The sequence below is a fragment of the Streptomyces sp. SID1328 genome (assembly GCF_009865595.1).
Classification (GTDB): Bacteria; Actinomycetota; Actinomycetes; order Streptomycetales; family Streptomycetaceae; genus Streptomyces; species Streptomyces griseoluteus.
The window spans coordinates 1-9,853 of sequence record NZ_WWKH01000084.1; the positions used below are offsets into that span (position 1 = coordinate 1).

General features: G+C 71.2%; 9 protein-coding genes and 1 pseudogene. All 10 read right to left on the reverse strand.

Annotation, left to right across the window (positions count from 1 at the left end; all coding sequences use genetic code 11):
- Positions 1-872, reverse strand: an 872-nt coding sequence (locus GT030_RS02665; protein ID WP_161199635.1) for a substrate-binding domain-containing protein, incomplete at its 3' end; no start/stop codon positions are given.
- 147 nt (positions 873-1,019) lie between these two features.
- Positions 1,020-1,907 (reverse strand): alpha/beta hydrolase, encoded by an 888-nt coding sequence (locus GT030_RS02670; RefSeq protein ID WP_161199636.1) that lies wholly within the window; start codon positions 1,905-1,907, stop codon positions 1,020-1,022.
- A 125-nt stretch (positions 1,908-2,032) separates the two neighbouring features.
- Entirely contained in the window at positions 2,033-3,430 is a 1,398-nt protein-coding gene (locus tag GT030_RS02675; protein WP_161199637.1) for an amino acid permease, read from the reverse strand.
- A 278-nt stretch (positions 3,431-3,708) separates the two neighbouring features.
- Positions 3,709-5,496 (reverse strand): FAD-binding dehydrogenase, encoded by a 1,788-nt coding sequence (locus GT030_RS02680; RefSeq protein WP_161199638.1) that lies wholly within the window; start codon positions 5,494-5,496, stop codon positions 3,709-3,711.
- A 204-nt stretch (positions 5,497-5,700) separates the two neighbouring features.
- A pseudogene (locus GT030_RS02685) lies at positions 5,701-5,993 on the reverse strand (M56 family peptidase); the annotation flags it as partial.
- Between the two features lie 7 nt (positions 5,994-6,000).
- Positions 6,001-6,387 carry a BlaI/MecI/CopY family transcriptional regulator gene (locus GT030_RS02690; protein WP_161199639.1) on the reverse strand — a complete coding sequence of 129 codons (387 nt, stop codon included), beginning with the start codon at positions 6,385-6,387 and terminating at the stop codon, positions 6,001-6,003.
- Positions 6,388-6,441: 54 nt separating this feature from the next.
- The gene (locus tag GT030_RS02695) at positions 6,442-6,648 is read right to left on the reverse strand and encodes a twin-arginine translocase TatA/TatE family subunit (protein WP_161199640.1); all 207 of its coding nucleotides are present in this window, start codon (positions 6,646-6,648) and stop codon (positions 6,442-6,444) included.
- Between the two features lie 180 nt (positions 6,649-6,828).
- Positions 6,829-7,188: a PRC-barrel domain containing protein gene (locus GT030_RS02700; protein WP_161199641.1), complete on the reverse strand. Its 360-nt coding sequence runs from the start codon at positions 7,186-7,188 to the stop codon at positions 6,829-6,831.
- A gap of 188 nt (positions 7,189-7,376) precedes the next feature.
- Positions 7,377-8,582 (reverse strand): cytochrome P450, encoded by a 1,206-nt coding sequence (locus tag GT030_RS02705; protein WP_161199642.1) that lies wholly within the window; start codon positions 8,580-8,582, stop codon positions 7,377-7,379.
- Between the two features lie 302 nt (positions 8,583-8,884).
- A partial coding sequence (locus GT030_RS02710; protein ID WP_161199643.1) for an ATP-binding SpoIIE family protein phosphatase occupies positions 8,885-9,853 on the reverse strand: 969 nt, incomplete at its 5' end.

Genomic DNA, 9,853 nt, shown 5'->3' on the forward strand with positions numbered 1-9,853 from the left:
CCCTGGAGGTAGGGCTGCTGGTCGACGGCGAACTCGATGGTGCCCTTCTTGACGGCGCCGGTGAGGTCCTTGTTGAGGTCGAAGGTGGCGACCTTGGCCTTGCCGCCCGCGTCGGCGACGGACTGCACGGCGGTCAGCGCGAAGGGGGCGCCGAGGGTGACGACATGGTCGAGGGAGCTGTCCTGCTTCAGCTTGGCGGTGATGGTGGACTGCACGGAGGGCCGGTCGGTGCCGTTGACGTACAGCGTCTCGGTCTTGCCGGAGAAGGTCTTCTTCACCCCGTCGCAGCGCTGGGTGAGACCGACGTTGCCCTGCTCGTGGATCACGCAGACGATCCTCTTGGCGCCGACCTCGTTCAGCTTCTTGCCGAGCGCCTCGCCCGCGACGCTCTCGTCCTGCCCGAAGAACTGGAGCAGTCCGAGCTTCTTCCAGTCGCTGAGCCCGGAGTTGAGGCCCACCACGGGTATCTTCGCCAGGTTCGCCCTGGCGATGACGTCCTTCATCGCGCCGGGCTTGGCCAGGGTGAGCGCGATGCCGTCCACCTTCTGGTCGACGGCGTTCTGCACATAGTTGGCCTGGGTGCCGGCGCTGGGGTCGGCGGAGTAGATGAGTTTGATGTTGTCCTTGGCGGCGGCGGCCTCGGCGCCCTTGCGGACGATGTCCCAGAAGGTGTCGCCGGGCGCCTGGTGGGTGACCAGGGCGACCGTCATCCGGGGAGTGCCGGCCTTGCCGGCCGGCGTCCCCGACCCCCCCTCCGCCGCCTTCTTCCCGCCGGAGTCGCTGGAGCAGCCGGCGAGGGTGAGGGCCGCGGCGGCGGCCACCGCGACGACAGGGGCCAGTCGGCGCGAGTGCGAGCGAGAAGAGCGGTCCATCTGTCCTGCACCTCACTGTGCTGGGGAGGGTGAGCGCTGTTGCGTCGGGACGGGATACAAGCCCCTGCCGGGTCCGGTGTCAATGGTTTGTCCAGACATGACGGCCGGGGCCGGCCCGGTCGTCGGCACAAAGGGGTATTTCCCCGGTCAGCCGGTGAGAGCGGCGAGTTCACCGAGGACGCGGGCCGCCGGTGCCGGGTCGACCAGCCACTTCAGATGGCTGCCCGCGAGCGTGCGTACGTCGTAGGGGTTGTCCGGGGTCAGCGCGTCGCCCTCGCGGATGAGCCGGTCCTGGAGGGCTAGCGGCAGGCTCGCGTCGTCGGCGAGGCGGACGTAGGTCTTCGGTACGCGGCCCCAGGTCTCCGCCCGGGCGCAGTCGGCCGGGGTGCCCGTGTCCAGGCTCTCGTCGGGCTGGAAGGTGCTGAGGAAGACGAGGAACTCGTCGTCGGTGCCGTCCGCGAGGAAGGCGGCCTTGAACGCGGCGAGGGCTTCCGGGTCCGCGGTGCGGAAGTTGACGCGGAGCAGACCCAGTTCGGCCGGGTTGCCGACCAGGGCGCGGGCGAGCGAGGCGGGGTCGACCGTCGCCATCTCCGGCTCGGCGTAGTACTGGCCGGCCTCCAGCTCGACCGGCGCCCAGGCCGAGACGTACACCAGCCGGTCGATCAGGTCCGGCCGTGCGTTGGCGGCGGCGGTTGCCGTGATGCCGCCCCGGCTGTGCGCGACGAGAAGGACGGGACCGTTCGCCTTGGCCCGCTCCAGCACCCGGATCAGGTGGGCCACGTTGTCGGCGAGCGTGATGCCTTTGATCGCACCGGGCGCGGCGGCGAGTCCTTCGGGGTCCTGCGGTGCCTGGTAGGCGTGCGTACAGGTGGCGGCGAAACCGTGGCCGGGCAGGTCGACGGCGACCGAGCGGTGCCCGAGCAGGCCCAGCTCGGCCTGGAGCGGCGCGAAGGAGAAGGAGTTGGCGAAGGCGCCATGCACCAGTACGAACGTCGGCTGCACCGTCTGATCACTCCTGCCCGCGAGACCGGTCATCCAGGGGCCACCGTACGCAGCCGAAGATCACCGACACCAGCGGTAGGAGATGCTCCGCTTGTGCGGGTGGCGGGTGAGCGGAAGCCCGGCGGCCCCTGGGGGGAGGCCGCCGGGTCCGGGGTGGATCAGCCTTCGGCGCGGCGCCGCCGTCCGGCCATCACGGCGTAGACCAGGATGCCGACGAACAGGAACAGCACGCCCTGGTAGACCGCCGCGTATCCGGCGCCCGCGACCAGCCAGATGGAGAAGCCCGCGGCGACGGCGGCGATCACCGCGTCGCGCACCAGCCGCCGGCCGTCGACCTCGTCGCGGCGGCCGGAGGCGAGGTGGTGGAGCTGCGCGGCTGTGGCCAGCAGGTACGGCACGGTCGCGGTGAAGGTGGTGACCAGCACCAGGACCTCGAAGACGTGCGCCGAGCCCGCCATGAAGTTGTAGACGGTCAGCAGCGAGGAGAGGACGACCGTCACACCGACGCCCACGGTCGGCACCCCGCGCCGGCGCCGGGTGAAGGCGGCCGGGAAGAGCCCGTCGCGCGCGGCGGCGTACGGGGTCTGGGCGCTGAGCAGGGTCCAGCCGTTGAGGCAGCCGGTCATCGAGACCAGCGCGGCCAGCGCCACGGCCCAGCCGCCCCAGGTGCCGCCGAACATGGAGTTCACGGCGTCGGAGAAGGGCGCGGTCGACTTGACCAGGCTGTTGTGGGCGACGGTGCCGAAGACGGAGACCGTGCCGAGCAGGTAGACGAGCGCGGCGCCAGCGGTGCCGATCACGGTGGCCCGGCCGACGTTGCGACGGGCGTCGCGGACCTCGCCCGCGCTGACGGCGGCGGACTCCACGCCGAGGTAGGAGTACAGCAGCAGCGCGGCGGACGCGGAGATCGCGCCGATCGGGCTGCCGCCGCCCGCGTTGAACGGCCCCAGCTTGTCCGGGTCGAAGAAGAACAGCCCGCCGACCGCCACGAGCAGCAGCGGTACGAACTTCAGCACCGTGGAGACGAGCTGCACGGCGCCCACCCAGCGGGTGCCGGCGAAGTTGGCGAGGGCCGGGAGCCACTGGATGACCAGGGCCGCCAGGCATGCGGTCCAGCGGTGGTGGCTGACCGGGATCAGTACGTCGAGGTAGCCGACGGCGGCGACGGCGAGCGCGGCGTTGGACACCCAGGTGGTGATCCAGTAGGCCCAGGCCGCGAGGAACCCGGCGAAGTCGCCGAACGCCTCGCGGGCGTAGACGTAGGGCCCGCCGGTGCGCGGGTCGCGCTGGGCGAGCCGGCCGAAGACCAGGGCGAGCGTGATGGCGCCGACCGTGAGGACACCGAGGGCGACCAGGCTGACCGTGCCGTAGGGGGCGACGGAGGCGGGGAGCAGGAAGATGCCTCCGCCGATGATGTTGCCCATGACCAGGGCGGTCGCGACGGGCAGCCCGAAGCGGCGGGCGTGCTTGGTCGCGTTGCCGCCCGGTTCCTCGGCCGGGGCGCCGAGGGGGCCCGTCGCCGGAGCCGGCGGCGGAGCGGTCCCGGTGACCTGCATGGGGGGGTTACCTCTCGCGGAACTGGCCGTGACCGGCACAGAGGGGGGACGGGCGGTGACCTGGCTCACGAGAGAAGGCCAGGTGAACGGCCTTCCCGGGGCACCGGGCCAGACCCAATGGTCGGGGATGCCCCGAGTCGCCGCCAAATCGCCGCTTCTTGTCCCGTCCCGTCCACGTGATCACGCAAAAACCGCGCTTACCGGGGCTTGACACCGACAGATGTTCACCCATTCCGGCGACCCCCGCAGCCCGCCTCAGGCCCGCCTCGGACCCCCTCTCAGGTCGCCGTCGCCGCGGCCGCCGCCCGGCCCGCCTGGCGCCCGGAGAAGAGGCAGCCGCCGAGGAAGGTGCCCTCCAGCGAGCGATAGCCGTGCACTCCTCCGCCGCCGAAGCCCGCGACCTCCCCGGCCGCGTACAGCCCCGGCACGGGTTCCCCGGAGGCGCCGAGCACGCGCCCGGAGAGGTCGGTCTGGAGCCCGCCGAGGGTCTTGCGGGTGAGCACGTTGAGCCGTACGGCGATCAGCGGGCCGGCCGACGGGTCGAGGATCCTGTGCGCGGGCGCGGTCCGGCTGAGCGAGTCCCCGATGTAGGAGAGGGCATTGCGTATGCCCATGACCTGCACGTCCTTGGTGTACGGGTTGTCCATCTCCCGGTCGCGTGCCTCGATCTGCGCCTTCAGCCGGGCCAGGTCGATCAGGTTGTCGCCGGTCAGTTTGTTCATCCCGGCCACCAGCTCGGACAGTGTGGTGGCGACCACGAAGTCGGCGCCGTTCTTCTTGAACTTCTCGATCGGCTCGGGCGTCTGCCAGATGCGGGAGAGGAGCTGCCAGACGTTCTTGTTGGTGAGGTCCGGGTTCTGCTCCGAGCCGGAGAGCGCGAACTCCTTGGCGATGATCTTCTGGGTGGTCACGAACCACGAGTAGTCGTAGCCGGACGCGGTGATCGAGCCGAGGGTGTGCAGGGTGTCGTAACCGGGGATGTCGGGGGTGCCGAACCGCTTGCCTGTGGCGTCGAACCACATGGAGGACGGTCCGGGCAGGATGCGGATGCCATGGCCGGGCCAGATGGGGTCGTAGTTGCGCAGGCCCTCGGTGTAGTGCCACATCCGGTCGGGGTTGACGATGCGGCCGCCCGCCCGCTCGGTGATGGCGAGCATGCGCCCGTCCACATGCGCGGGCACTCCGGTGACCATGGTCTTGGGCGGTGTGCCGAGCCGCGCGGGCCAGTTCTGGCGTACGAGGTCGTGGTTGGCGCCGATGCCTCCGGAGGTGACGACCACGACGGGCGCACGCAGCTCGAACTCGCCGATCACGGTGCGGGAGCTGGGCTTGCCGCGGGCCGCACTGCTGGGTTCGAGGACGGCACCGCGTACGCCGGTCACGGTGCCGCCCGTGGTGACGATGCCGTCGACGCGGTGCCGGAATCTGAAGCCGACCTTCCCGGCCGCCACCGCCGCCCGCACTTTCTTCTCGAACGGCTCGACGACGGCCGGACCGGTGCCCCAGGTGACATGGAAGCGCGGCACCGAGTTGCCGTGCCCGTCCGCGAGGCCCCCGCCGCGCTCGGCCCAGCCGACGATCGGGAACCACTGCACACCCAGCCCGGCGAGCCAGGACCGCTTCTCCCCGGCCGCGAAGTCGACGTACGCCTCGGCCCACTTGTACGCCCAGTGGTCCTGGCCCGCCGGGTCGGCCACGCCCCGGTCGAACCCGGCGCTGCCCAGCCAGTCCTGCCAGGCGAGGTCGTGGGTGTCCTTGACGCCCATCAGCCGCTGCTCCTCGGAGTCGACGAAGAACAGCCCGCCGAACGACCAGAACGCCTGTCCGCCGAGACTCGCCTCCGGCTCCTGGTCCAGCAGCAGCACCTTCCGTCCGGCGGCGGCCAGTTCGGCCGTGGCGACCAGCCCGGCGAGACCGTGTCCGACGACGATGGCGTCCGCGTCCTGCGACTCCCCGGCGAAGGCCGGGAAGGCATGGGCGGCCAGTGCTGCCCCGGCGAGCATCCCACCGGTGACGGTGAGGGCGCGGCGACGGGTGATCCCTGCGGGAGCGATGGGGTGGTCCATGGCTGCCTTTCGTCAAAGGGGTACCGGCGGTGCGGGGTGACGAACGAAGGCTGCCGAGGCAGGGAGGAGGTGCTGACGATCGCCGTCGGCAGGTGTTACCGACGGTAGCCCAGGGGGTGCGGGGCGACCAGAGTCGTGCTCCAACTCTGTTGTCTCATAGGCGAGTTACGGCCTGGCGGGTGGGTTGGAGGCGCTTGAGCAGCCCGCGAGCACGGCGAGCAGGGCGGGAATCGCGGCCCGGCCCGCGACCTCGTCGTACGGGACGGCCTCGCGCACCTCGTCGTCCGACCAGGCGTCCGGCAGGGGATTGCCGGGGAGTTGGGCGGTGCCGGCCACCTTGAGCAGGGTCAGGCAGAGCGTGCTGCACAGGGCCAGCGCTCAGCGGTGACGGTGAGCAGCCACGTCGCCGCGCGGGGATGCGGCCGCTGTTCGGCCAGCCGGGCGACCGGCCATGCCGTCAGGGGGAGCACCAGCGGCAGCAGGACGAACAGGCCCATCGATCTCTCAGCCTTCTCCGTCCGGGCCCGGCTCGCCCAGCAGGTGCCGCAGGAGCCGTTCGTCGTCCGGTTCGAGGGAGGTGACGAAGCGGGACAGCACCGCCTCGCGGTCGCTCTCGCCGTCCAGCACCTTGCGCATCCGGTGCGCGGCGAGGCCGGCCTGGTCGGAGACCGGGGTCCACACGAAGGAGCGGCCTGCGCGTTCGCGGGTGACGGCGCCCTTGGCCAGAAGACGGGTGAGGATGGTGACGACGGTGGTGTAGGCGAGGTCGCCGCCGAGGTGTTCCTGTACCCATCCGGCGGACGCGGGCACGCGGGCCTCGCGCAGGGCGGAGAGCACCAGCCCCTCCAGCTCGCCCTGTCCCCGTCGCCGGGTACGCCGCTTGTCGTTCACGCCCACTCCTTTCCCTTCCGCGGTGGGTAGACCGTAGGCCGCCGGCGGGCCGGCTCAGCTCCGTTCGTCGCGGGGCAGGACGGTGCCCTCGATGACGGGACCCGTGGTGGGCGGGGCGTCCTGGCTGCGCAGGGCGCGGGCCTCGCTCTTGAAGATCCGGGTGGCCTGGCCGGCCGAGCGGACGAGTCCGGGCAGCTTCCGTACGCCGAGGAGGGCGATCAACACGACGAGGAGCAGGGCGACTTCACTCAGGCCGAACATCGGGGGCGGTTCCTCCCAGCGGGGGTGGTGGGCGGGACCGGCCGGCCCCGCCCGCCATCATTGTCTACATTGCTGTAGAAGTCTCCTGCAGAGCCCCGCCGGGAACGGCGGCAGGGCCCGGCGGTCGCTCCCCCGGACCGCCGGGCCCTGCCCTCTTGCGCCTCCCTGCGGAAGCCCCGCTCAGTGCCCCGAGCCGTGCCCGCCGTAGTGGCCGCTGATCTGGTCCCGGTACGCCGGGTCGCCCAGATGCTTGTCCTTGTCGAACTCGGGCGCGTCCTTGATCTGGTCCTTGGTCCGCGCCACGTGCAGCGTCCGCTCCTCGTGGTCGATCCCGGTGATCGTCCCGGCCGGCAGCAGGACCTCCTTGCCGAAGATCCACACCCCGGTGTCCACGACGATGTACTGCTCCCCCACGTCGTTCGAGTGCTTGTCCACCTTGCCGATGTGCCCGTCGAGCGCCTCGACCTTGTAACCGCTCAGATCCGCGTCCGGCGTGTGCCCAGCGGTCGGGCCGTAGCTCCAGATGTTCTCGGCGGTCATAGACGACACCTCCATACTCCCGCCCCAGGAGGTGGATGCGGTCCACATCCCTTCTCCCCCCAGGGGCTCAACGGGCGGGTGTCCGGCCGGGCGCCAGGCAAACCCACCGCCCCTCTTCTGGGGGTACACCACCAACGGCAACGGGACACCTCCCGCAAGCGGGAGCAGGCCGGGCGGGGAGTGCCGGTTCACCAGGTCACGGGCAGCTCCAGGGGGAACCGCCGGATCGTCTCGGTGTCCCAGCGCACTTCCTCCGGCGGCACGGCCAGCCGCAGTCCGGGGAAGCGCTCAAGGAGCCGCCCGATGGCCACTTCGAGTTCCGCCATGGCCAGGGGTACGGCGATGCAGCGGTGTCCGCCCCAGCCGAATGTCATGTGCGGACGGCTGGGCCGGTGGATGTCGATGACGTCCGGGTTCGGATAGCGCTCCGGATCGCGGTTGGCCGCGAGGTACGACACGTGGACGAAGTCTCCCGCCCGGATCTGCGCGCCGCCCAGTTCCAGGTCCTCGAGAGCCAGCCGGGGGATACCGACGCCGTTGCGGAACGGGATGTAGCGGAGCATCTCGTTCAGTACGTCGGTCAGGTCCTCGGGCCGGTGCCTGAGGTGGTCCGCCAGTTCGGGGCGGGTGAGGAGCAGGTAGACGATGTTGCTGATCTGGCAGGTCGCCGTGTCCTGCCCACTGAGTGCCAGGGTCAGGGCGGTGACCGCCAGTTCCCGGTCGTTGAGGCAGTCCTCACCGTCCCGCGCTTCGGCCATCAGGCTGATGAGGTCCTCGCCCGGTGACTTCCTGCGCTGCTGGACGAGTTCACCGAAGTAGGACGTGAGGTCGGCCTTGGCCGCCACAGCGGCCTCCTTGGTGCCGGCGCCGACGGCCAGCAGCCGGCGCACGGAATCCTGCATGCGCGCCCAGTCCTCGCGCGGGACGCCGAGAAGGTCCATGACGGTGTGCTGGGGAAGCGTGTCGGACAGCATCTCCACCACGTCGGCCGGCGGACCGTGCTCCTCCATCTCGTCCAGCAGGCTGTCCGCGAGCCGGACGATCCGGGGCCGCATGTCATCGGCCCGCTGCTGGGTGAACGCCTGCGAGGCCAGTTGGCGGACACGGCTGCTGTGCGGCGGGTCCATGACGTTGATCGACTCGGGCGAGACGATGGGCTCCGGCGTGAGCCGTGGGTAGTCGTGGGCGATGATGCCCGCCCGGCTCAGCCGGGGGTCCGTGGTCACCCTTTTGACAGCCTCGAAGCCGGTGACGATCCAGGCGTCGGAGTCGCCGTAGGGAAGTCTGATGCGGGCCGGGGTGTCCCGTCGCATCAGGTCGGCAAGCGCGGGATCGAACTCAAGCGCCTCGCTGAAATCGAACGGGCACTCGACGGCCCTTTTGTCGCTGGGCACCAGGGGGCTCCTCCGAGCTCGGAACGGGTTGGGAACGGTGGCGTCCACTGCGTGACGGGTCCGTAGGCGATACGCACGGTCACCGGGAGCCCGTTGATTACGCAGAGTAGGCGCGATCCGAGTGTGGCCGGGTGCCAGGGAACTCCGAAGCCGCCACGCCACGCTGATGTGCCAGGTTCTGCCGGACGGCCCCGTGTCGTGCGTCAGGACGGACCATCTGCCCGAAGGGCTCCGCGTCCCCGGCACACCCCTCCCGTTGGCTGAGCCGCCCAAGTCCGTCCGAACGCCGGTGTGCGGTCGAGTCAGCTCCCTCCCTCACCCTCGTCCCGCTTCTCCGGCGTATCCACCTCCGCCCAGATCGTCTTCCCGCCCCCGTTCTCATACCGGGTCCCCCACCGATCCGCGAGCTGCGAGACGATGAACAGACCCCGCCCGCCCTCGTCCCCTTCTTGCGCGTGTCGCAGCAGCGGTGCGTTGCCGCCTGTGTCCGAGACCTCGATCGTCAGGGCCTGGTCGAAGATGAGGCGGAGGCGGGCCGGTGGTGAGCCGTGACGGACGGCGTTGCCCGCGAACTCGCTGACGATGAGCTGGCCGTTGAAGCGGATGTCCTCGCCCAGCCCCCATTCGCGCAAGTGCTGCTCGCAGCAGGCACGGGCGGCCTCGGCGGCATGGGGGCCGTCGGGGAGGGCCAGGGTGGCGACGCGTTCGCGGGGGAAGGCCGTGACCCGGCAGACGAGTACCTGCGCCTCGATCGCGCGCGGGTGGGAGGTGAGCAGGTCGGACAGTTCGTCGCAGAGGGCCCGTGGGTCCACGCCGTCGGAGTCGGGGAGCCGGTCCAGCGCCCGGCGCAGCAGGCCGGGTACCTCGGCGGGGTCCTCGGTGAGGCCGGAGGTGTGCAGGATCAGCAGCGACTGGGGCGGGACGGCGGCGGTGACGGACGGGATCGGTTCGGCCGGACCGCCGAGGGGCGGCCCCTCGGGCGTGGTGATGGTGTCGATCGTGCCGTCGGGACGCACGAGCAGGACCTCGGGCCCGCCGGCCCGCGCCACCGTGACCTCGCACGACAAGGGGTCCCACTCGGCGTAGGTGCACCCGGCACGCAGGTGCCCGGCCTCCTGCTGGGCCGCGCCCCGGTCGCGGGCCAGCGTGGCGGTCGTACGGCTCAGCCGCGCCAGCAGCTCCCCCGGCTGGAGGTCGAGCGTGGCGAGAGAACGTCCGGCCGTCCGCAGCTCACCCATGGTGGTGGCCGTCCGTACGCCGAACCCGGTGAC